Raw genomic sequence first — 22,042 nt, 5'->3', positions numbered from 1 at the left:
CAAAGTGAAGATCGTCCGATCATAAACAGCCCCTTGCACGCGCCAGCCCGGATTCGACTGCAATCGTTATATATCCTCAAAAAACGCTGATTTACAGCCATTGGGCAGCCTCTGCAGGCAAAATACCACCCATCCTTCCTAAGCGGGGCCCCGATTGCAGAACCAGTTCACCACCACAGCGACCCCATGGCCCTCGGCATCCGCGGGGCAGGTGGTGGTGTTGGTGCCCACTTGCAATGCAGGCCCTGGCTTTGCCACCTTCTTGCAAGCTCTGCAGACGCAAACGCTGTGGCCAATGCGCTGTGTGGTGATCGACTCCGCCTCCACCGATGGCACCGCCGAGGCCGCCGAAGCGGCGGGCCTCACCGTGCACCGCATTGCGCGCGCCGACTTCAACCACGGCACCACCCGCCAGCGGGCCATTGGGCAATTCGCGGCCGACGCCGACGTGGTGGTCTTCCTCACCCAAGACGCGGTGCTGGCTGATTCGTCGGCCCTGCAGCGACTGGTGGCGGCGCTGGACGATCCTGCGGTGGCCGCCGCCTACGGCCGCCAACTGCCGCACATCAACGCCACACCCGTGGCCGTGCATGCCCGGCGCTTCAATTACCCCGCTGTCAGCCATACCCGCTGTTGGGACGATGTGCCTGCCTTTGGCATCAAAACCTGCTTTTTGTCCAACTCGTTTGCCGCCTACCGGGTCAGCGCTTTGCGTGAAGTGGGCGGGTTCCCGACCCATGTGATCCTGGGTGAAGACATGCACCTGGCCGCCCGCTTGCTCAAGGCGGGGCACGCCATTGCTTACCAGGCAAAGGCCACGGTTTATCATTCCCATAACTACTCACTGCTGGCTGAATTCAGGCGCTACTTCGACACGGGCGTTTTTCATGCGCAGCACCACTGGCTCACGCAGGACTTTGGCGGCGCGGGCCGCGAAGGACTCCGATTCTTGCGCTCAGAAATGGCTTATCTCTTGAGGCATGCACCCTGGCGGTTGCCTGAGGCTGCGTGCCGCACCTTGCTCAAGGCGCTGGGCTACCGCCTGGGGCGGCGTCACGCGTCTCTGCCGCAGCGCCTGTGCAGCGGGCTGTCCATGCACAAGGGGTACTGGGCTTGAACGCACCCGAGCGCCTCCTTGAGTGCCTGCAGCCCCTTCAGGTCTCGCCTTTGACCTTGACACAGGTGCGCCTGTCCAAGCTGGCGCTGCTGCTGGGAGACGCGTTGGCGTTTGCATTGGCGTTTGCACTGGCGACCTGGCTCACCTTGCTCGTCCATGGGGCAGTTTTGCAAAGCTGGCTTCAGGGGCAAAACAGCGAACGTTTTGCGGCTTGGGGGGGCATCGCCCTGTTGGGTTTGATGCTCCTTCTCATGAGCTACCAGCATTACAGTGACCGGCGGCCGTTTTGGGATGAATTGGGCGACTTTCTCAAACTGATGGGCAGTCTGGCCTTGATTGACTTGTCATTGATCGCGATGACGCGCTGGGAAGCCTCCCGTTTATGGTGGGTCATTTCATGGTCGGTCGCTCTGGTCATGATCGTACTGATGCGCGGTGTCACCCGCATGGTTCTCAAGCAGCTTGGTCTGTGGGTGCGTCCCACCATCATCGTTGGCGTTGGCACTAATGCCTCCGATGCGGCATTGGCATTGCACAGCCAGCCTGAGCTGGGTTTGAAAGTGTTCGGTTTTGTTGATGCCGGAGGTTGTGAAACCGAGCCCGCCATTGACACCGTCCCGCGGTACCCACGCATTCAGATGGAGCAAGTGGCGGCCCAGCCCGGTATTCAATGGGTGATTGCGTTGGAGCACGCGCAATCCGATTTGCGAGAGTACTGGTTGCGTTCTCTGGCGCAATGGGGTGCTACAGACATCAGTGTCATTCCAGCCATGCGTGGTGTGCCTTTGCATGGAACCGACATGTCGCACTTTTTTTCGCACGAAGTGGCTTTGCTGCGCATGCGCAACAACCTGCGGCGCTGGCCTGCGCGTTTGACCAAACGCATTTTTGATACGTTGGCCGCCATTGCGTTGCTCGTTTTGTTGAGCCCCATCATGCTTGCCGTTGCTTTCCTGATCCGCAAGGATGGTGGCGCAGCACTTTTTGCACATCCGCGTGTTGGTAAAAATGGGCGCATCTTCAATTGCTACAAGTTCCGATCCATGGTGGTGGATGCTGAGCAACAACTAGAACGGCTGCTGCAGGCGCATCCCGAACTCAGTGCCCAATGGAAAAGTGAGCGCAAACTCAAAAATGACCCTCGCGTCAGTGCGATTGGCCATTTTTTGCGGCGCAGCAGTCTTGATGAATTGCCTCAACTGATCAATGTGATCCGAGGAGAAATGAGTCTGGTGGGGCCGCGCCCCATTGTTCGAACCGAGCTCAAGCGTTACGGTCATGACGCGGGGTACTACCTCATGGTCCGACCTGGAATGACGGGCTTGTGGCAGGTCAGTGGCCGCAGCGATATCGACTACGACAAGCGCGTGTACCTTGATACGTGGTACGTGAAAAACTGGTCGATTTGGTATGACCTCGTCATTTTGGCTAAAACCTGTCGTGTCGTACTGGTTCGCCAAGGGGCTTATTGATGGAGTGTTTTTGTATTCATATTGAGATTCCTCGCTCCGGGTCTCCCATTACAATTCAAGGCTAATTGTTCAAATTTCAACGCACAAATAATTGGGTGGCCAGGCCAATCCCCAAGCGCGTCATTTCATGCTGCACTCTTTGATCAAGCGTATTTACTATTGGTTGCCTTTGTCGCCGGGAATGCGCTATCGCCTGGGGCAGCATAAAAAACAGGTGTTGCGACTTCTCAAAGGACCGGGAGCGGGCAGGGGACTCGATGTTCTGTCAATTCCGCAGGTCTCGAGCACCCAAGAATCCAGTCTTGACACCTTGACGGTGCATGCTGAACGTTGGCACCAGCCTGCCAGTGCTGGTAAGCGGGACTACGTTTTTTTTGGGGTCATCGATTGGCATTTCCGTCATCAGCGGCCGCAACAGTTGGCTCAATCCATTGCCCAGGAGGGGCACCGAGTTTTCTATGTGAGTGTCAATTTCATTGACTCACAAGAGGCCGGATTCCAGATCGAGCAGTTGCACGACAATTTGCCGCTTTATCAGGTGTTTTTCAATCTGCCAGGCCCCCACAGCGTGTATGCAGGAGCGCCCGATGCGGATACTTTGCAGCGTCTACGCGAAGGTCAGCGCGCCCTCTGGCAGCAATGTGCCATTCGACGTGCTGTCCATGTGGTTCAGCATCCCTACTGGTTTGGTTTGGCCAGTTTTGTGGCACCTGCACGATTGGTCTACGATTGCATGGACTTCCATGCCGGTTTTTCCAACACAGGCGCAAGCCATGAGTCGGTCGAGTTGCAGTTGCTCAAGCTGGCTGACCTGACCATTGTGACCTCTGACTTTTTGGTGGACTTCGCTCGCAAGGCCGGCGCCAAAAAAGTGGCCTTGATCCGCAACGCGGGTGAGTTTGACCATTTTCATCAAGCTGCAACCGACCAGATCCGCAAAGCCCAAGCACCCGTGATCGGTTATTACGGAGCCATAGCCGAGTGGTTTGATCCCGCGCTGATTGAAGCCATTTCCCGCAAATTTCCTCAAGCAAAAATCGAACTCATCGGTGATGACAGTGCGAAAATTCAAGCGCAGTTGCAGCATTGTGCCAATGTTCGTTTTCATGGTGAAAAAAAATACACAGAACTGCCCGGTTGGTTGGCGCGATTTGATGTCTGCTTGATTCCGTTCAAAATCAACCAACTCACCTTGGCCACCAACCCGGTGAAGGTCTACGAATATCTGAGTGCGGGAAAACCGGTCGTCGGCTCTGACCTGCCCGAGCTAGCGCAATTCGGTGATCTGGTGTACCGCGCCAGTGATGTGGACGGATTTGTGCGTGCGGTGGATCAAGCACTGTCAGAATCTAGAGAAGACGCCAAAGCGTTGCACGCCCGTCGGATTGACTTTGCGCGTGGACAAACCTGGAACCAAAGGGCGCAAGCCTTGCTGGCCGCCACTGAAGACGCTTGCCTGGAGCCGCTGACCAGCGTGGTGGTCATCAGCTACAACCAATGGCACCTGACCGAACGCTGCCTGCAAAGCATAGCCGACCACTCTGATACTGAATCGCTGGAAGTCATCGTGATCGATAACGCTTCTGCAGATGAAACCCCGCAGCGCTTGCAAATCTGGGCCGATCAGGACCCCGCGCATCGAAAAATCGTCCTCAACAGCGACAATCGAGGCTTCGGCCCGGCGGTCAACCAAGGCCTTGCCTTGTCCCAAGGGGAATACCTGGTCATCCTCAACAATGACATCATTGTCGGCCCTGGCTGGCTTCGTGGCCTGCGTCGTCACCTTGAGGTTCGCCCCGAGCTGGGACTGCTGTGTCCAGTCACTAACAACATTGGTAACGAGGCTCAGGTGGCATTGCTTGGCAGTAACCCCGCTGAAGTTTTTGAGTCAGCTCGACACTACAACTTGGGACGTGCAGGCAAGTTACTGCCTTTGACCATCGCCGCTTTCTTCTGTGTGATGATGCCGCGCCACGTTTATTCAAGGGTTGGTGGCCTGGATGAGCAGTTTGTTCCGGGCTTCTTTGAAGACGATGACTACTGCCTGCGGGTCAAGGCATTGGGCTTGACCATTGGTTGCGCTGAAGATGTCTTCGTCTATCACGAGCTTTCGGCATCGTTTGACAAGCTCAGCGTGACCCGGAGGCAGGCAGTTTTTGAGCGCAACAAAGCCTTGTTTGAACAAAAATGGGGGACATGGAAGCCTCACGTCTATCGAGCTGAAAGCCTGCACTGAGCATGTCAAGCAAACAAAAACTGATGGTTGTCATTGGCACGCGCCCGGAGGCCATCAAACTGGCCCCGGTGGTTGATGCCATTCGCCGCAGCGACTGGGCTGAGTGTGAGCTGGTCCTCACCGGGCAACATAAAGAGCTGTTGCTTCCCTTGATTGAACGGTTTGGTTTGCAAGTCGACCACAACCTCAACGTCATGCGTGAGAACCAGACGCTCTCACACGTCACAGCGCGCATACTCCAAAGCATGGATGACTTGCTGGTTCAAAGCCAGCCAGCAGCTGTAATTGGTCAAGGGGACACGGCCAGTGTTTTGGCTGGCAGCATGGCGAGTTTTTTCAGACGCATTCCATTTGCGCATGTGGAAGCGGGTTTGCGCACTGGAAACATCGATTTGCCATTTCCAGAAGAGCTCAACCGCGTGCTGACCAGCCGCATGACCCGGTGGCATTTTGCGCCCACGGGCATGGCGCAAGACAATTTGCTTCGTGAGGGTTTTGACCCCGCAAGCATTTGGGTCACCGGCAACACCGTGATCGATGCTTTGCACATGATGCTCTCGCAGTCCGATGTGGCCTTGCCCTCCAGACCGGGTCGCCCATTTGTGCTGATCACCGCTCATCGCCGTGAAAATTTGGGCGAACCCATGCAGCACATCTGTGCTGCCATTCTGCAGTTGGCACAGCTTCATCCCGGGATGGACTTCATTTACCCTGTGCATCCCAACCCGGGGGTGCGTCAAATTGTCCACCGGGCTTTGCAGGGCCAGAGCAATGTGTTGTTGGTCGAGCCCTGCGACTACCCGGTGTTTTGCCAACTCATGAGTCGGGCGCGCCTTATCCTCAGCGACTCGGGGGGCGTGCAAGAAGAAGCTCCAGCCCTCGGTAAACCTGTGCTTGTTCTGCGCGAAGAAACCGAACGACCAGAGGCGGTCGCTTTGGGATGCAACCTCCTGGTGGGCACCGATACAAGCCGCATTGTCGACGCCGCCCAGACCCTGTTGCTCGACAGAACAGTCTACGATCGCATGGCGCATGCAGGATCTCCTTACGGAGACGGCCAAGCCAGCCAGCGCATCCTCGAAGTGCTGCGCCAGACTTTGATCACTTGATGAGCGGGTTGCGCGCCATGTTTCGTCGCGACCCTCTGCGCTTGATCTATCTGTCACCTGTGCCACTGGGCAGTTTCGCGCAGCGTCCGCACCATTTTGTCCACTGGTTTCACCAGCGCTATGGCGGTGATGTTCTCTGGATAGATCCTGGCCCCTCGCGATTGCCTCGCCGCTCGGACTGGCCGCGACTGGCCAAGTACTTCCAGTCAAGCAGCCCCACGCTGGGGCCAGATTGGCGTGACGCGCCCTGGCTGCAGCATGTAATCGCCAAAGTTTTGCCGTTTGAGCCCTTCGCCTGGGGGCGATGGGTCAACCGTGTCCTCTGGCAAGATTTGCTCAAGCAAACCGATGACTTTGTGAACCCGGAAACAGTGCTTGTTCTTGGCAAACCTTGCGCCTTGTCTTTGGCACTGATCCAGCGTTATCCGCAACAACGCTGCATCTTTGACGCCATGGACCACATGCCAGGCTTTTTGACGGGAGTCTCGCGGCGCTGGATGGTGCAGGCCGAACGCGGGTTGGCGCAGCAAGCCGATGCCATTTGGGCTTCCGCGCATGCATTGGTAGAGCACCACAGTGACCATGCCGATAAAGTGAGCCTGGTTCTCAACGCGCTCACACAACCTCCTCTTGCCCGAAAGCAGCCTGATCGGACCGGGCTGGTGTTCGGCTATCTCGGTGTCATTGATCGCTGGTTTGATTGGGGTCTCATCACTGCATTGGCCAAAGCTTTTCCAGACGCCTGCGTTGAGCTTGTTGGTCCCATCCATGTGCCGGCTCCTGGACCGCTGCCATCCAATGTCCACTGCTTGCCGGCAGTGCCCCAACATCAGGTTTACCAAGCCATGGAAAGGTTTGATGTTGGCTTGATCCCCTTTGCCAGCAACGACGTCACGGCCTACGTTGACCCCGTCAAGTACTATGAATACCGAGCACTGGGGCTGCCTGTACTCAGTACGCGTTTTGGGGAGATGAGTCGCCGCAATGCATCAGACGGCGTGGTTTTTTGGGATCAACTGATTCTTGGAAAGCTGGATCTTCCTGCACTTCTGGCCAGTCAAGCGAGTGAGCAGGCCAGGCTGTCATTCTGCGAGCGAAACAGCTGGACATGTCGATTCAATTCCGTGGCAGACACCCTGTGCTTTCCAAGCACCCCGGAGTCCTGATTCTGGGGGCGGGGTCAAAGCGCATCGAAGAGGTGAATGCGATTGAATTCTCTGAAAAAGTATTTGCCCAATCGCACTGCACCTTCAGGTGTGTTGTGAACAAAATCATAAAAATCGGCAGTCAAGAAATCATTTGACGCCATGTCCACAAAAAAACCTTGCCGCCTGGAGCACACCTCGCGCATGGCTTGATTCAAGTGGTGGATGGACTTTTCATAATCCAGGCCGTTGTAGATTCTCCCTTCAAAGTCAAACGCATTCTCGACACCGCGCAACTGACCTTGCACCATCTTCGTGAATAAATGCGGTTGTGAGACGCAGACCACGGTGCCTTTTCGCAAGACAACTTCATCTATGAGTGCATTCAGTCTGCGAGAAAAAAGAGCTGTATTTTTCTCGATCAATGCATCAATGTCGCTTGAATACCGAGTAGCCGTATATTCAGACAAAAGGGGAGGACGCTTGGCGTGTCCTGCATAGGCGGCGATACTGCTGCCCGAATGAGATGTCTTCATGCTGCGTAACAGCAGAAAAACTTGGTGAATGGCCGACTTGTCCCACAAAGACTTTGACGGTATCGATCTGTCATCGGGGTTGAACGTGTCAAAAGCATCTCTGGGGGTCAAACGAATGCCTGCATCGTTGATCCCGATGTACAACACATAGAGCTTGGGATTCAACCCCTCGATCAGAGGAAACCATTGACGAAATGCCTGAAGATGTCCGAAGGTGCTGTGGCCATCCACCCCTGCATTGGAGACGCAAACAGATTTCTTCAACTGCTGCTTGATTTCGGCCTGAAGAATGTCCTGCCAGGTTTGCCCATCGCTGATCAGCCGCTGGTCTGTGGTTGATCCTCCAATGGTCAAGATGTCAATGTCTTGCGGTCTAGCACAAGTGCCACGCAAACCAAATGCATCCCTGGAGTAAAACACTGTCGGGCTGCTGTGACCCTGAATATTTTGGACGTTGTAAGTGATTGATTGCTGGCGAATGATGTTCAGCTGACGAGTGGCCACCCATGGGTCTGGACGGAACCATTGGCCAAAGATGATCTCCAGCAAAACCAGTCCGGCAAGCAAAGACATGCTCATGCCAATCACAATGAACAAGGCCTTTTTAGTCGAGTTCATATTCTGATTGGTAATCTGACAGCAATTCGGGATGCTGGTCGGCCTTGTACAGCACTGCGGAGCCCACCACCAAAACATCCAGTCCTGTACTCATGAAGCATCTGAAGGCGTCTTCCGGAGACGCAACGATGGGCTCGCCACGAACATTGAACGAGGTGTTGACCAGGACAGGACAACCCGTCAACTCTCCAAAACGCGCGATCAGACGGTGATAACGAGGATTGGTATCGTGGTGAACCGTCTGCACGCGTGCCGAGTAATCTACATGGGTAACTGCAGGAATGCCTGAACGCTGCACGTTGAGTTTCTCAATACCGAAAAGGGCATTTTCCTCATTCGTCATGATCTTTCGCTGGTCTTCTGTGACCTGAGCCACATGCAGCATGTAAGGGCTGTCGTGGGACATGTCGAACCATTCGTGAGCGTGCTCGCTCAGCACACTGGGGGCAAAAGGGCGAAATGACTCGCGGAATTTCACTTTCAGATTCAGGTTTTTTTGCATTTCGGGTGATCGAGGATCGGCCAGAATGCTTCGGCAGCCCAGGGACCTGGGGCCAAACTCCATGCGCCCCTGGTGCCAGCCCACAGCCTTGCCTTCGGCAAGGGCCTGAGCAGTCAATTCAATGACGGTTTGTTCGTCATGGGCGGTGAATACCGCGCCACAACGGGTAAGCCTTTCAGCTGTGTCACTGTCTTCGTATTGCGGGCCCAGATAAGCCCCCTTCATGCCATCGACTGCGGCCAGTCTTTGGCGAGGCTGATTGAGCATGATGTGGTACGCCCCCAAGGCCGCTCCCAACGCTCCCCCCGCATCACCCGAAGCAGGCTGAATCCAGATGCTTTCAAAAATGTTCTCGCGCACCAACTTCCCGTTGGCAACACAGTTCAAAGCCACACCGCCTGCCAAGCATAAATTCCTTTTCCCCGTTGACTTGGCAACTCCCCTCGCCAGCCTGATTACAACTTCTTCTGTGACCGCTTGTATGGAGGCGGCCAGGTCCATGATCCGCTGCGACAAAGGCGATTCGGGTTGCCGAGGCGCGCCGCCAAACAGTGAGTGAAACTTATCACTGGTCATCGTCATCCCGGTACAGTAGTTGAAGTAGCTCATGTCCAATGCAAATGAGCCATCCTCCTGGATGTCAATCAGATGATCCTTGATCAAATCAGCGTAAATAGGGTTGCCATAGGGCGCCAGACCCATGACCTTGTACTCGCCAGAATTGACTTTGAAGCCAGTGTAGTAAGTGAAAGCGGAGTAAAGCAGGCCCAGCGAGTGAGGGAAATGGATTTCCTTCTGAACAGTAAGTAAATTTTTCTCACCAATGGCCAGCGATGTTGTGGTCCATTCGCCCACGCCGTCCATGGTCAGGACGGCGGCTGTCTCAAATGGCGACGGGAAAAATGCACTGGCTGCATGGCTCAGATGATGCTCGGAAAATAGAAGCCGGGAGGCCCAATCAACATCCTTGCCAAAGTGCATGGTCAAGGCCTTGGCGATCATGGTTTTCTGAAAAAGCTTGTCTTTCAGCCAGACAGGTAAGGACCTCGAAAAACTTGCAAAGCCTTTGGGCGCAAAAGCGAGGTATGTTTCGAGCAGGCGCTCAAACTTCAAAAACGGCTTGTCATAAAAAACAATGTGATCGATTTGCGTGGGATGAATTTGAGCTTCGGCCAGGCAGTAATCGATGGCATTGAGCGGAAACTGAGCATCGTGCTTCTTCCGCGTGAAACGCTCCTCCTGTGCGGCGGCGACAATTTCGCCATCACGCACAAGGCACGCTGCTGCGTCATGGTAATAAGCAGATATGCCCAGAATGTGCATCAACAACCCACTTCAAAACAGGGTGTAAATGAAGGGAGCCAATACCGATCCTTGTGCAAGGATCAACAATCCGCCCAAGAGCACCATCACCACAATGATGGGCAGCAACCAAAGTTTTTTCCTGGTTCGCAAGAATGCCCAAAGTTCTTTGATGAATCCCATGGGGCGTACTCAAAATTGTTGTTTGTAAGAGTCTGGCGCTGGACCGGAGGGTTCTCGATCAAGCCAGTACGTGGAGACCTTGCGTTTTTTCATTCGCAAAGCATCACGACCCGCAAGCCGCATACACACCGCTATGGGCGTGATGAGCAAAAAAAAGATCAGGCCCAAGACCACGGGGCTGACAAAGCGTCCCAGAAAAACCCCGACTTGGAACCAGAGTTCATTGAGAGGCTGAAGCACCCTGGGGGCAAAGGCTGCCGAAACTCCAAAAAGGATTGCCAAAGCAAACCAACCCAAACTGAAAGTGTGACCGGACTTCCATTGCATAAAAATGCCAATACCTGTGCACAGAGCTGCAAATACCCATCCAAACTTCTGATTGCTGGGCCGGTCTGATAAGGGGTGATTGTGGGTCATTGAGCCCATTTTAGGTGATACGTTCGCAATTCATGCCTCAGAACATTGGCCGTTTTTCAGTGGTCAAACCGAAAATCATTGCAGAACATCGGCCTTCAACACCGCCAGGATTTGTTCCCGTTCCACGCCATCGGCCGTGGCCGGCCATGCCGCTGAGCGGATCACACGCATGCGCTCAACATTGAACCCTTCAAAAGTTCGTTCATCAATCTGAAGCCTATGGTCCAGTGACAAGGGCAAAGCTTCCCGGTAGGGTGCGAGAAAAACGGCAAACCCTCTCGTATGCTTCAACACAGTCCTGATGAACTCGCGTGGATCATCGATGTGCTCAATCGTGTTCGAGCAATAGACCACATCCCACATCGCATCTTCGGGCAAATCTTCGATGCGGGCATGCAAGAAGTCCACCAGCGGGTAAGTTAGCTCAATGAATTCGCGGCGGGAGCCCACAATGTCCAGTGCATTGACCTCCACCTTGGGTCCCAGAAAGTGCGATCGGTGCATCTGTGAAAGCAAGCCGCCTGCTGCGCCAAAAGCCGGACCGATGTCGAGCAGCGTCAGCGTGCCCATGCGTGGATAGGTCGAGAAAATGTGCTGCAGAGTCGGATAGGCGTCGATCAGGAAGCACAGTGCCTGTGGGTTGTTGAACTCCAGCGCATATGCGCCCACCCGAGGGTCATGCCCAGCCAAGGAAATTTGCAATCTCTCGAAAAGCAGACCTGCCTGCCTAGCGCCCAGTCGCTTGCAAAGCCATAAACAAAATGCAAACAGGGCTTTATGCCAAATGGACGGGGGTCTGAAAGCCGTTGCACTCATGCTGCAGTCTTTGCCGTGTCCGTGCCATTGGCCCATGTGCCTGGCAGCAATAAGACGCCCTGCTCAACCCCAGGGTGAGACAGCTGGATGTGCGCCACAGGATCGGCCATGGCGTAACCGTGCAGTCCGTTTTCGCAAAACAGATAAACCCCCACTCTGTAACGTCCTTTGTTCAACGGGATCCGGTTCACCGTGATGCGTGCAATGCCTTCGCCAGATGCTGCGCGCTCAAAAACCAGCCCTTGTGTGTGCGAAATGCTGGAGCCTAAAATCTTCCCGTTTTCGCTGGAAAAAACCAGTGCTGCGGTGGGGGCCGGGATCTTGGGGTCGCTTGCAAATGCGACTTCCACCTCGAGGCACGAAGCCTGTGAGTGACCATGCAGCTCATCGCCCAACTGACCGTCTAGCCAGACCCGCACGGACAGAATGCGTGCATCACCCAGTGGGGGGGCAGCCATTGCTGGGGACGAGTCGTCGGCCAAGCCGGCGGCACTGTTTTGGCCAAAGGGCAGTGCGTTTACATCGTTTTCGTACGCATCGATGAACTCTTCATAGGGGCGCAACACCTCGGAAACTCCACCCAGTTTTTGGACTTTTCCGCGGTGCAGCCACAAAGCCCGGTCGCAAAAAGCCTCAACATGGAACACCACATGTGAACAAAACAAAATCGTCGTGCCACTTTGCTTGATCTGCATGATGCGATCAAACGAGCGGCGTCTGAACGCGCCGTCGCCCACCGACAAAGCTTCGTCGATGATCAGGATGTCTGCGTCGACGCTGGTGGCGATTGAAAACGCCAAACGCACCACCATGCCGCTTGAATAAGTCTTCACAGGCTGGTCGATGTGCAGGCCGATGCCTGCAAATTCAATGATTGAATCGATCCGGCTTTCAATTTCGGCTCGGCTCAAGCCCAACGTGGCCGCATTCAGATAAATGTTTTCACGGCCAGAAAACTCGGGGTTGAAGCCCGACCCCAGTTCCAGAATGGCAGCCACCCTGCCATGAGTTTCAATTTCGCCATGCGAGGGGCGGATGGTTCCCGTCACCAATTGCAGCAGCGTCGATTTGCCCGCGCCATTGACACCCACAATACCCAAAACCTCACCGCGCCGTAACTCCAGGTTAACGCCCTCCAGCGCTACAAAGTCCTGAAACCAAGGCTTGCGGCCTGGCCACAGGTACTGCCACAGTCGGTCGGCAGGCTGGCGGTACATGCGGTAAGTTTTGCCCGCATTGGTCACCCGAATCACCGGGTCGCGAGAATGGGTCGTGCTCAACTCAGAGGACATCTGCAAATCCCTCCTGCAGTTGACGGAAAACCCCCATCGCGATCAAAAAAGCCACGCTCGACACCACCAGATGCCAGCTCCAGGTCGTCAGATCCAGCGCGTGCGCCTCCAGCAAGAAACCGCGAAGCGATTCGGCGGCCCAGCCTACCGGATTGAGTTCAAACAGGTCTCGCAAATTGGCGGGAATAGCCGCCATGGGATAGAAAATCGGTGTCAAAAACATCAGCAAGCTGGTGATGGCGGGTGTGGCCTGACCGATGTCGCGTATATACACACCCAAGCTTGCCAAAATGAAAGCCAGCGACGTGCCGTACAAGACCACCGGTACAAGCCACAGCGGCAGCCATGCCACATGCCAAGACCATGAGCCAGTGGCCACCGAAGCCAGCATCAAAACCGCAGCCCCGATGCCCACATGCACCAGTGCCACGCCAACCGTCACCGTGGGTAACAGCAGCAGAGGGAACTTTACCTTGGTCACCAGATTGGGTTGCGACAAAATCGCGGTTGGCGCGCGCCCCAGCACTTCGGCAAAAAAGTTGAAGACGGTCAAGCCCGCGAGCACATTCAATGCATAGTGCCAAGCATCGCCAGGGCCTTCGCTCGCAGCAGGCCATCGGACCTGCATGAACCCATGAAGAATCAAGGTGAACACCGCAATTTGCGCTGCAGGCTGCAGCACTGGCCACAGCCAGCCCAGCCATGATCCGCGGTAACGCCCCGCCAAATCGCGCTTGAACCACTGAACGAACAAAAACAGCCAGCGGTTCATGGGGGGCAGGGCAAAAACATGTGCAGATTATAAGTAGGCCACCATACAGCGTCATTCGACAAAGCACATAAAATCCCCAAGCAATGGGCACAGGCGCAACCGCTGCCATGGCCCGTTTTCAGTGGAAGCCTTTCATGCGAGATCGAGAAACCGAGCTGCACTACTACCCCAAAACCATGTTGTCGCTTCAGGGGGTCTCGCACGTTCTTTGCATTGCCCCCCATCCGGACGACGAGGTCTTCGGCTGCGCGGGCACACTGACTCTGCTGGCTCGGCAGGGCGCACAGGTCAAAAGCATTGTGGTCACGCAAGGCGACAAAGCACTGGGTGCCTCCAGCGCAGACCATGCCGCCCAGCGTCAAGACGAATCCCGCCGTGCTGCCCGCATCCTGGGTTGCCAGCCACCTGAATTTTTGGCTTTTGATGACCGCACGCTGGGCTACTCGCCCGAGTTGTTGGCAGCCCTGGGTGGGGCCATGCAAAGCCATTTCAGGCAAGACGACCTTGGCTTGTTGCTCTTGCCCTCCTTGTCTGAGCCGCACCCCGACCACCAGGCGGTGGCATTGGCTGGACTGGCGGCAGCCCTGGCCTGGACGGGGCCATTGCGCGTGCTCTTCTATGAAGTGGGGGCGCCTCTGCACCCCAATACCTACCTTGACATCACGGCAGTGGCCGACACCAAGTGGCAGGCCGTTGCCCAATTTGAATCCCAGCTGGGGCTGGAGCGGTACGAACCACACGCCCGGGCCTTTGCCAGTCTGCGTGCGTTTGGCCTGGGGGGAAGTTGCGAGGCGGCAGAAGCCTTCTTCGAAGTTGACCTGGGCAGTGTCAAGCGCTCAGGCCCCTTGGCTGCGTTGCCCCAATGGCCTTGGGTGCGGTCACGTCTGCAGCTGGCCAACGGCCCACAAGATCTGCCGCTTGTGAGCGTGCTCATCCGCAGCATGGACCGCGCCAGCCTGCCGGAAACCCTGGCCAGTGTGGCTCAGCAAACTTATTCCCATATCGAAGTCATTGTGGTCAATGCCACGGGCCGGCCCCACACCCCGCTCAGTTACGTGCCTGGGCATTTGCACGTGCGGCTGATCGACCCCGAAAACCGGATCGCGCTGGGCCGCTCCGAGGCCGCCAACCTCGCACTTGACCAAGCCCGGGGCAACCATGCGTTGTTCCTGGACGACGACGACCTCATCGCCCCCGAGCACCTGCAGCGGCTTGTTCAGGCCATGCACGACCGGCCCGACGCAGCGGGCGCCTACAGCGGCGTACAAGTGGTCAATGGTGACGGACAAGTGCTGCGTGAATACGACATCCCTTGGTCGCGCCATCGATTGGAGGGCATCAACTTTTTGCCCATACACGCGGTGCTGTTCAGCCTTCGGGTGGTGCGTGACAACCACCTGCGCTTTGATACGACTCTGCCCGTCTTGGAGGACTGGGACTTCTGGCGTCAAATCAGCCGTGACCGTGAATTGGTGCATTGCCCGGGCGTCACCGCGGTATACCGCCAAGGCTTGGGGCTGTCAGGCCTCAGCGACCCGGCGCATGCCAACCACTGGAAAGCTTGGCACCAGCAACTGCTAGAGCGCTATCTGGGGCAAATATCAACACAAGACGCTGCACAAGTGCTGGCCTGGCACGCGATTGAACTCGACAAGCTCGCAGCCCAATTCGATCAATTGAGTCAACAGGAAAAAGTTGCGCAGCAGCAACTCGTGCAAAACCAGGTCGAGTTGCAGCTGCAACAGCAATTGGCCAGACAACACCAGCAAGCCCGAGACCAGCTGCAGCAAGAACTGGAGCGTTTTTCCCTGCAAATGCGGGCCGAGCTCTCCACTCAAGAGGCCAAATTGCACGCCTATGCGGCTCAGGCCACGGCAGCACTGTCCGACAAAGAGCAGCAACTACAAGCGCAAGCGCACCAGCACTTGCAGAACCTGGCCAGCAAAGAGGCCGAGCTGCAGCAATTTGCCATCCAAAGCCAGAACGCGTTGACTGAGAAAGAGGCTGAGCTTCAGCGATTCGCAGTTCAAAGCCAGCAAGCCCTAGCAGACAAAGAAACGCAGCTTCAGCGCTATGCTCTTGAAGCCCAGCAGGCACTGACGGCCAAAGACGCACAGCTGGCGCGAAACACAGCCCAATACCAACAAGACCTGAGCTACAAAGAGTACCAATTCCAGCGCGAACTGTTACAACGCCAGCAACTGCAAGAAGCACTGACAGCCATCCATGCCTCGCGCTGGTGGCGATGGGGCCAGGCCATGCGGCGCATCCTGGGGCGTCAACAGGCATGAAGCTGCACTGCGAACCTCTGAGTCCCGCCGATATCCCTCAAGCCTGCGACCTCTTTGCAGAGGTCTTCGGGCACAGCACAGTACCGGCGCATTGGATTTGGAAATACCAACAAGGCCCCAGACTTGCTGGCTTGAACCTGATCATCCGCAACACCGAGGGACAACTTGTTGGCCATGTCGGGGCCAGTGTTTTTGCCGGTCAAACACAAGGCCGCAGATTGCCGATGGCCCAACTGTCGGATGTCATGGTCGCACCCTCTGCACGCGGCAGTTTTGACAGCCAGGGGGTTTATGCCCAGCTCATGCGCAGCATGGAGCAGACCCTGCAAGCACAATTTCCTGGCGTCTTTGCCTATGGTTTCGTTGGCATACGCCCTTATCGACTGGGCTCACGCATGGGGCTCTACAAAAGCCAGCACGAATGCCGGGCCGGACTCATGGCTGCCGGGCAACCAGCAGGCTGGCGAGACTGGTTTTGCACTGCGCAAGCCATCGACTGGCCAGAGGCCTTCGAAAGCAAGTTGTTCGAACGCGTTTGGCAATCATCCGCACCACGCATTGAACGGCCTACGCTGGTGCGGAACAGCGACTACATGCGCTGGCGCTATGCACAGCATCCGCAGCACACGTACCAGCTTTGGGTTATTCGTTCTTGGGGGCAAACCCAGGGCTGGGTCGTGACCCGTTGCATGCCCTCCGGGCAGCACACCGTCATTGACCTCTTGCCCGCGCAGCCTGGTTCAATGGCACAGGCCAGTACCCGCAGGGCATTGTCGGCCGTGGGTCGAGTACTGCAAGCGCGTCAACCACAAGACCCCGTCACTCTGAGCGCCTGGAACATTCAAACACCCGAATCCCAGCAACTGGAGCCCATCATTGGTGTGGAGTTTCGGGTAGGCCAATGGCACACCCTGCTGCAGCCCCCTGTATTTGTGCCCGGCGACACAGACGTCTTCTGAACAACGTCAGTTTGCGGCTTCCATGCTGGCCGCTTGGCGTCGTCCAAACTGGCGCCAGGGCTCCTCCCACAGCCAGTAACTGAGCAGGGCCATCAGCACGGTCAGCAGCACGGCCAGCGACTGAAGCCCCAGTGGCCAATGCTCGGCCAGCGTTTCGCGCCAAGGCTGAACCATTTGAAGCGCTGCCATGTGAAACAAATACACCCCATAGCTCAGCCGACCTGCCCACAAGGCAGCCACATGCCATGCGCGGCTCTCGGGTGGGCCAATGGTCGTGTCACGCGGGGGCCTTGCTGTGGGGCTGCCCAGCATACCCGCCACCATCGGTGCAAAACACAAGGCTGCCAATGCGCCCATTTGTCCTTTGAGCACCGAATTGTTGACCCCCGCATCGCCCACCTGCCCAAACCAGACCGCCAGCGCACACCATCCGGCAAAGCCCACCAGCACCAACAGGGTTCGCCAGCACAGATGCAGTTGAATTTGTGCCACTCGCCAAGCCAGCGCGCCCAGTAAAAACTCCACCCCAACCCCGGGCAAGTGAAAGTTCATGATGTAAGACGCGTCCTGGCTGGAGGGGTCTCCAAAGTACCCGAGCACCACACGCAAACCCAATGCCGCCAACAGCCATCCGGCCCATGCCCAGCGTGCCTGCCGCAAAGACCATGCAAGCCAAGGCAGCACCACATAAAACTCCACCTCTGCTGGCAAACTCCAGAAAGGCGGGTTGTAATAAAACGCCATCTCACGCGACTGCACCTGAAAAAATGACAAGTGCTCCCACAAATACAACGGCGGATGACCTGCCTGCAACTTCAGGCCCACATAAACGGCCAGTGCCAGCAAATATGCCGGATAAATCCTGAAAAACCGACGCAAGGCAAAAGCGGTAGGTGACAAGGGCTTGCCCCACAGATAGGGCGCAAAGACGAAGCCGCTCAGTACAAAAAACAGGTCTACCCCTGTATGGGCAAACCGCATAGGCGGCCAATCATGCCCGCTGAAACCCCAGTAATGCACATACACCACCATCCAGGCAGCCAGACCTCGCCAAGCTTCCACGCCCACATGGGTTTCTTGACTGCTGGCCAACATCAATCCCTGTCCTTGTTTTCACCCAGTGCCAAAAGCTCCAGGGCAGGGCGCTTGAGCAAGGTCCACTCCCCTTCGTCGCGTTGAATCAAACCATCGGCCTGCAAACGCTGAAACGTGCGGGTGATCGATTCCCGCGTGGTGTTCAGCCGCCAGGCCAACTCGGCCTGCTTGGGTACCTCCAGGCGATCCTTAGGGCCTGCAGCCCAACAAATCCAGGCGCACACCCGCGAGCTGATCGGCGTAACCGACATGATTTTTTGCCAACCCAAAAACTCGCTCACCTGATCGGCCAAGCCGCGAGCTGCCAACAAGGCCATGGGCGCTGACTCGAACAGGGCAAGCGCCTTGTCTTCTGGCAGGACTGCCACCGCAGAGGGGGTCGTGGCCACCCAAACACTGTGCACTGGTTGCGTAGCCAGCAGCGCCACTTGGCCAAAAGCTTCGCCCGGATCCACCGTCTGCAAAGCCACCTCGCGTCCGTCCAGTGTCTGGTCAATTGACTGGATGCGGCCTTGCACCACCACGCCGAGCCCCCTGAAACTGCGTCCCCAAGGCTCCAGCACCTCGCGGCGCTTGAGGTGAATGATGTCCATGTCGCCCGAAGCGCTGCTCACGAGGGCGTCGGGCGCACTCGCAAACAGATCGCAGCCCCGCAGGACCAACTCGGAAACGGGCATCTATCCAGCCTTCAGCGAATTGAATTGATTTGTGGCACAGAAAATGCATAATATACAACCCTGCTGGAGTAAATCATGGTCGGCAAAATAATATTCAAAATCGCATTTCTGACATCGCTGATTCTGGGCAACGCCTGGGCGCAAACTGCGCCGGTCGCCCGTGTGGCCGTGTCTGTTGGCGAAGCCAAAAAACTCAGCCCAGCCGGTCAGGCCGAACAGCTGCTGGTGGGCTCCGCCCTGATGGCGGGCGACCGCATCCGCACTGGCGCAGACGGCGTGGCCATCCTGGTTTTCACAGACGAGGGGCGCATTTCCTTGCGTGCCGACTCTGAACTGCTGATCCGCCACTACGAAATTGATCCCACAGGCGTCAAAACCCGCATCGAACTTGAACTGGTCAAAGGCACTGTGCGTCAAATTTCCGGTAATGGTTCACGTGCCCAGCCCGAGCGCTACCGCCTCAACACTCCCGTGGCTGTCATTGGCGTGCGCGGTACCGACTTCCTGGCCAAAACTGCAGGCGATGCCGTCGAGGCTTTTGTGCACGAAGGCAAAATCGTCCTGACCCCTGCGGCCGATCGTTGCGCACAAAACAACTGTGCGCCCGTGGCCATGGCATCGTCCGACACCAACCTCAAATACGTGCGCTTGAGCACCGATGGCCATGTTGAACAGCGCGAATTCCGCCAGGGCGAACTCGAACGCATCTTCGGCATCGACATCGCTCGCGCCACCACACCCGCCAACCGCAGCAATGCACTGGCCAATGCGCCTGCGCGTCTGATCGAAAGTACCGAAGCCCAGCTGCCCGAAGGCACCCGCTTGGTCACCAGCACCATTTTCGCGGCCTACACCAAGGCCGAAGCCCAGCTGCTGGCTCACAACTCCAAACCTGAGCCTTCAATCCCAGTCACGCCAGTCTCTCCTGTGGCCCCAGTGCCCCCTGCAGAGCCTATTGCGCCCGTCAATCCGGTCGTTCCAGTTGCGCCCATTGCGCCCGTCAATCCCGTGACGCCTGCCCCTGAGCCCAGCATCATCGTGGCCGAGCTGCCCAAGCAACTCGTCTGGGGCCGTTTCAGCACCGCCAGCGCGCTGCCGCAGCAGCTGTTGGCGTCCTATGCCGAAGCCAGCCAAGGTCGCCACGTGACGGTGGGCGAAATGTTCGAATACGCCCTGTGGCGCGCCAACCCCTCGGGCACCATGTCTGACACGCTCAAAGGCCAGGCCGACTTCCGTCTGGCAGGTGCCGAAGCCGTGCTGGTTCAAACCAGTGGCATTAGCACAGCCAAAGTCACCTCGGCCACGTTGGGTGTGGACTTTGACAACGCACTGTTCAAAGCCACCGTGGGTGTGCAACACGCCGCCGCTGGTGCTGCTGCGATCAATGTCAGCGGCAAAATCAACAACGAAGGCGTATTTGTGGGCACCAACGCGACCGACCGCGTAGCCGGTGCCCTCAGCCGTGACGGCACTGAAGCCGGCTACCTGTTCAACAAGGACGTGGCAGCCGGAACCTTCAGAGGCATCACGCTTTGGAAGCGCTGATCCCCCGTGGGCGCTGGCACGCCCTGCGCCCCTTGCTGCTGCAGGCGTGTGCCCTCATGCTGGCGGTGCTTGCAAGCCTGGCCGCTAGCGGCTGGGGTGGAGCATCGGCGGTAGACGCCCAACTCCACGACTTCATGACCCGCAGGCTGACCCCTGCGGCACCCAGTGCGCAAGATGTGGTCATCATCGACATCGATGAACCCAGTTTGGCGCAAATTGGCCCATGGCCCTGGCCACGTACCGTGCTGGCTGACATGGCCAAGCGCCTGCGTGAACGCGGCGCTACCGTTCAAGCTTGGGACCTGTACTTCCCGGAGTCCGCCCCGGGCGATGAAGCCCTCAACGCCGAGCTGGCCGCACCACAAAAATCCGGCCAGCGCACCGATGTGGTGTTGGGCCAAGTCCTCATCGCCGACCCTCAAGTCCATGCGCCACCCCAGGTGGGCCAACTGCGCGGTACGCCCGACTTTCCTGACCTGTGCACCCCCAGTTTGCCCATCACAGGCTTCTTTGGTGTGGCCGACAGCCTGCCTGCAGCCCGCACAGGCCACCTCAGCGCCACCCCTGACGCCGACGGCGGCCTGCGCAGCCTGCCTGCCGTGTTTTGCCAGGGCGCAGCCCGCTATCCTCAGCTCACATTGGTGGCGGCCCAAACCCTCTACCCTGACCAAGCTTGGCAACTGACCCCCGGCAACAGCCTGTTTGGGCCGGCCCAATGGTTGCAGCGCGGCCCCATGCGCTTTGCGCTGGATGCGCATTCGCGCATCGTCGTGCCCTACAGCCGCCCTCACCACCAATGGACCGCCATCAGCGCTCTGAAGCTGCTTGACGGCTCGGTGGACCCCCAACTCATCCAGGGCAAAGTGGTCGTCGTGGGGGCCACGGCACTTGGCTTGGTCGACACCGCCAGCACCCCCTACCACCCCAACGCTCCAGGCGTGAGTGTGCATGCCGAAGTCATGTCGGCTGCGCTGGGTTCCCGCTGGAGTGTTGTGCCTCCCAGCGCTTGGCCCTACGTGAGCTTGCTCACCTTGCTGCTGGGCTTGACCCTGCTGGCCTGCCAGCGCTGGGCCCCGCGCCGCACCGTGCTGGTGGTTGGCGGGCTGTTCGTCTTGCTGCTCCCGCTGGGTCTGGCCGTGCTGGCCCGCAGCGCTGGCAGCCTGGGTCACATCCTGCCTGTGGCCTCGCCCACGCTGGGTCTGGCAGGCCTGGCCGTTTTGTTGGCGGCTCTACACATGGATGCCCAGCGCCGCCGGACACACCAACTGACCCACCACCTTGAAAGTTTCCTGCCCAGCCATCTGGCCCGTGAAATCGCGCGCCAGGACCCCAGTGGCGAAAGCCTTGGCCGCACTGATGCGGGCACCATCATGGCCGTGCGCGTGAGTGGCCTGCAGCGCTGGAGCGCTGGCGTGGGCAGCCTCAAGGCGCTGGCGCTGGTGCACGCCATCACCTCGCTCGCTGAAACCCATGCCCGCCGGCAAGGCGGCATGCTCGAACACGTCCAGGGCGACACCCTGCTACTGAGCTGGTCCACTTCACCGGCCGATGGCGCGCATGCATCCGCAAGCGCCCACGACGCCGTGCAATCTTCTGTGCAGGCTGCGCGCGGCCTGCTGGCAGAGCTGGGCGACCTGCTTTCTGCCAACGAAACAGAAACATCGCCTCTTGGACTGCGCATGGCCATCGACCACGGTGACTTTTTGCTGGCCGTGGCAGGTTCGCGCACCAGCCGCCGCTCACTCATGCTCGGCGCTGCTGTCGACAGCGTACTGGCCATGCTGCCCATGTGCGAAGAGCTGGCCAGTCCTATCCTCATGGGGCAGCGCGCAGCGCAATCTGCGCCGCGCATCTCCATGCACCCCATGGGGCAGTTTTTGCTGCCCGAAAGCCGCACGCCGCAAACCATTTTCAGGGTCGAGCCCTGAGCTGGCCCACCTGACAGCGCACATCCCCCC

18 protein-coding genes are annotated in these 22,042 nt (G+C 57.7%); 9 read left to right on the top strand and 9 right to left on the bottom strand.

Translation table 11 applies throughout. The features are described 5' to 3' along the window. The first annotated feature begins 154 nt into the window (after nt 1–154). From IC609_RS04165 to IC609_RS04145, 5 genes are all read left to right on the top strand, one after another. A complete protein-coding gene (locus tag IC609_RS04165) occupies nt 155–1,117 on the top strand; it encodes a glycosyltransferase family 2 protein (RefSeq protein WP_191818177.1) in 963 nt (320 codons plus the stop codon). Beyond that, the gene (gene wbaP / locus IC609_RS04160) at nt 1,009–2,589 is read left to right on the top strand and encodes an undecaprenyl-phosphate galactose phosphotransferase WbaP (protein ID WP_408610994.1); all 1,581 of its coding nucleotides are present in this window, start codon (nt 1,009–1,011) and stop codon (nt 2,587–2,589) included. The genes IC609_RS04165 and wbaP overlap by 109 nt, the downstream gene beginning before the upstream one ends. A 127-nt stretch (nt 2,590–2,716) precedes the next feature. Beyond that, nucleotides 2,717–4,825, top strand: coding sequence for a glycosyltransferase (locus tag IC609_RS04155; RefSeq protein WP_191818175.1), 2,109 nt, complete (start codon nt 2,717–2,719; stop codon nt 4,823–4,825). A gap of 2 nt (nt 4,826–4,827) precedes the next feature. Next, the gene (gene wecB, locus IC609_RS04150) at nt 4,828–5,934 is read left to right on the top strand and encodes a non-hydrolyzing UDP-N-acetylglucosamine 2-epimerase (RefSeq protein ID WP_191818174.1); all 1,107 of its coding nucleotides are present in this window, start codon (nt 4,828–4,830) and stop codon (nt 5,932–5,934) included. Then, nucleotides 5,934–7,100 (top strand): glycosyltransferase family protein, encoded by a 1,167-nt coding sequence (locus IC609_RS04145; protein WP_191818173.1) that lies wholly within the window; start codon nt 5,934–5,936, stop codon nt 7,098–7,100. Before wecB ends, IC609_RS04145 begins: the two co-directional genes overlap by 1 nt. Nucleotides 7,101–7,114: 14 nt before the next feature. On the opposite strand, the gene IC609_RS04140 is transcribed toward IC609_RS04145, so the two are convergent. From IC609_RS04140 to IC609_RS04110, 7 genes are all read right to left on the bottom strand, one after another. Continuing rightward, nucleotides 7,115–8,233 carry an SGNH/GDSL hydrolase family protein gene (locus IC609_RS04140; RefSeq protein ID WP_191818172.1) on the bottom strand — a complete coding sequence of 373 codons (1,119 nt, stop codon included), beginning with the start codon at nt 8,231–8,233 and terminating at the stop codon, nt 7,115–7,117. Further along, the gene (locus IC609_RS04135; protein ID WP_191818171.1) at nt 8,220–10,058 is read right to left on the bottom strand and encodes a carbamoyltransferase family protein; all 1,839 of its coding nucleotides are present in this window, start codon (nt 10,056–10,058) and stop codon (nt 8,220–8,222) included. Before IC609_RS04135 ends, IC609_RS04140 begins: the two co-directional genes overlap by 14 nt. 12 nt (nt 10,059–10,070) lie before the next feature. After that, nucleotides 10,071–10,220, bottom strand: coding sequence for a DUF5989 family protein (locus IC609_RS04130; RefSeq protein ID WP_191818170.1), 150 nt, complete (start codon nt 10,218–10,220; stop codon nt 10,071–10,073). A 9-nt stretch (nt 10,221–10,229) separates the two neighbouring features. Further along, nucleotides 10,230–10,637: an SxtJ family membrane protein gene (locus tag IC609_RS04125; RefSeq protein ID WP_191818169.1), complete on the bottom strand. Its 408-nt coding sequence runs from the start codon at nt 10,635–10,637 to the stop codon at nt 10,230–10,232. A 75-nt stretch (nt 10,638–10,712) separates the two neighbouring features. Next, complete coding sequence (locus tag IC609_RS04120; RefSeq protein WP_191818168.1) at nt 10,713–11,453, bottom strand: class I SAM-dependent methyltransferase; 741 nt, start codon at nt 11,451–11,453, stop codon at nt 10,713–10,715. Further along, on the bottom strand, nt 11,450–12,745 hold the full coding sequence (locus tag IC609_RS04115) for an ABC transporter ATP-binding protein (protein WP_191818167.1): 1,296 nt from the start codon (nt 12,743–12,745) through the stop codon (nt 11,450–11,452). The genes IC609_RS04120 and IC609_RS04115 overlap by 4 nt, the downstream gene beginning before the upstream one ends. Further along, nucleotides 12,735–13,517, bottom strand: a complete 783-nt coding sequence (locus IC609_RS04110) for an ABC transporter permease (RefSeq protein WP_191818166.1) — start codon at nt 13,515–13,517, stop codon at nt 12,735–12,737. Before IC609_RS04110 ends, IC609_RS04115 begins: the two co-directional genes overlap by 11 nt. Before the next feature lie 134 nt (nt 13,518–13,651). Here IC609_RS04110 and IC609_RS04105 point away from each other — a divergent pair, with 134 nt between their 5' ends. Further along, nucleotides 13,652–15,808: a PIG-L family deacetylase gene (locus IC609_RS04105; RefSeq protein WP_191818165.1), complete on the top strand. Its 2,157-nt coding sequence runs from the start codon at nt 13,652–13,654 to the stop codon at nt 15,806–15,808. Further along, nucleotides 15,763–16,767 carry a GNAT family N-acetyltransferase gene (locus tag IC609_RS04100; RefSeq protein WP_333473633.1) on the top strand — a complete coding sequence of 335 codons (1,005 nt, stop codon included), beginning with the start codon at nt 15,763–15,765 and terminating at the stop codon, nt 16,765–16,767. Before IC609_RS04105 ends, IC609_RS04100 begins: the two co-directional genes overlap by 46 nt. Nucleotides 16,768–16,773: 6 nt before the next feature. On the opposite strand, the gene IC609_RS04095 is transcribed toward IC609_RS04100, so the two are convergent. Then, entirely contained in the window at nt 16,774–17,862 is a 1,089-nt protein-coding gene (locus IC609_RS04095) for an acyltransferase family protein (RefSeq protein WP_191818163.1), read from the bottom strand. Continuing rightward, nucleotides 17,862–18,539 carry a Crp/Fnr family transcriptional regulator gene (locus IC609_RS04090; protein WP_191818162.1) on the bottom strand — a complete coding sequence of 226 codons (678 nt, stop codon included), beginning with the start codon at nt 18,537–18,539 and terminating at the stop codon, nt 17,862–17,864. The genes IC609_RS04095 and IC609_RS04090 overlap by 1 nt, the downstream gene beginning before the upstream one ends. A gap of 75 nt (nt 18,540–18,614) precedes the next feature. Between IC609_RS04090 and IC609_RS16210 the strand changes: the two genes are divergently transcribed. Both IC609_RS16210 and IC609_RS04080 read left to right on the top strand, forming a co-directional pair. After that, nucleotides 18,615–20,084 carry a FecR family protein gene (locus tag IC609_RS16210; RefSeq protein ID WP_269902665.1) on the top strand — a complete coding sequence of 490 codons (1,470 nt, stop codon included), beginning with the start codon at nt 18,615–18,617 and terminating at the stop codon, nt 20,082–20,084. Beyond that, nucleotides 20,072–22,012, top strand: a complete 1,941-nt coding sequence (locus tag IC609_RS04080) for a CHASE2 domain-containing protein (protein WP_191818161.1) — start codon at nt 20,072–20,074, stop codon at nt 22,010–22,012. The genes IC609_RS16210 and IC609_RS04080 overlap by 13 nt, the downstream gene beginning before the upstream one ends. Nucleotides 22,013–22,042 lie beyond the last annotated feature (30 nt).

Origin of the sequence: Limnohabitans radicicola (assembly GCF_014837235.1) — a bacterium.
Classification (GTDB): Bacteria; Pseudomonadota; Gammaproteobacteria; order Burkholderiales; family Burkholderiaceae_C; genus Limnohabitans_A; species Limnohabitans_A radicicola.
The sequence above is the reverse complement of the archived record's forward strand: the minus strand, read 5'-3'. Positions and strand labels throughout refer to the sequence as shown.

What these genes read in the sequence shown, in the direction of transcription:
- IC609_RS04155 (WP_191818175.1), top strand. Translation starts at nt 2,717, where the DNA reads ATGCTGCACTCTTTGATCAAGCGTATTTACTATTGGTTGCCTTTGTCG.
- wecB (WP_191818174.1), top strand. Translation starts at nt 4,828, where the DNA reads ATGTCAAGCAAACAAAAACTGATGGTTGTCATTGGCACGCGCCCGGAG.
- IC609_RS04145 (WP_191818173.1), top strand. Translation starts at nt 5,934, where the DNA reads ATGAGCGGGTTGCGCGCCATGTTTCGTCGCGACCCTCTGCGCTTGATC.
- IC609_RS04140 (WP_191818172.1), bottom strand. Translation starts at nt 8,233, where the DNA reads ATGAACTCGACTAAAAAGGCCTTGTTCATTGTGATTGGCATGAGCATG.
- IC609_RS04135 (WP_191818171.1), bottom strand. Translation starts at nt 10,058, where the DNA reads ATGCACATTCTGGGCATATCTGCTTATTACCATGACGCAGCAGCGTGC.
- IC609_RS04130 (WP_191818170.1), bottom strand. Translation starts at nt 10,220, where the DNA reads ATGGGATTCATCAAAGAACTTTGGGCATTCTTGCGAACCAGGAAAAAA.
- IC609_RS04125 (WP_191818169.1), bottom strand. Translation starts at nt 10,637, where the DNA reads ATGACCCACAATCACCCCTTATCAGACCGGCCCAGCAATCAGAAGTTT.
- IC609_RS04120 (WP_191818168.1), bottom strand. Translation starts at nt 11,453, where the DNA reads ATGAGTGCAACGGCTTTCAGACCCCCGTCCATTTGGCATAAAGCCCTG.
- IC609_RS04115 (WP_191818167.1), bottom strand. Translation starts at nt 12,745, where the DNA reads ATGTCCTCTGAGTTGAGCACGACCCATTCTCGCGACCCGGTGATTCGG.
- IC609_RS04110 (WP_191818166.1), bottom strand. Translation starts at nt 13,517, where the DNA reads ATGAACCGCTGGCTGTTTTTGTTCGTTCAGTGGTTCAAGCGCGATTTG.
- IC609_RS04105 (WP_191818165.1), top strand. Translation starts at nt 13,652, where the DNA reads ATGCGAGATCGAGAAACCGAGCTGCACTACTACCCCAAAACCATGTTG.
- IC609_RS04100 (WP_333473633.1), top strand. Translation starts at nt 15,763, where the DNA reads ATGGGGCCAGGCCATGCGGCGCATCCTGGGGCGTCAACAGGCATGAAG.
- IC609_RS04095 (WP_191818163.1), bottom strand. Translation starts at nt 17,862, where the DNA reads ATGTTGGCCAGCAGTCAAGAAACCCATGTGGGCGTGGAAGCTTGGCGA.
- IC609_RS04090 (WP_191818162.1), bottom strand. Translation starts at nt 18,539, where the DNA reads ATGCCCGTTTCCGAGTTGGTCCTGCGGGGCTGCGATCTGTTTGCGAGT.
- IC609_RS16210 (WP_269902665.1), top strand. Translation starts at nt 18,615, where the DNA reads ATGGTCGGCAAAATAATATTCAAAATCGCATTTCTGACATCGCTGATT.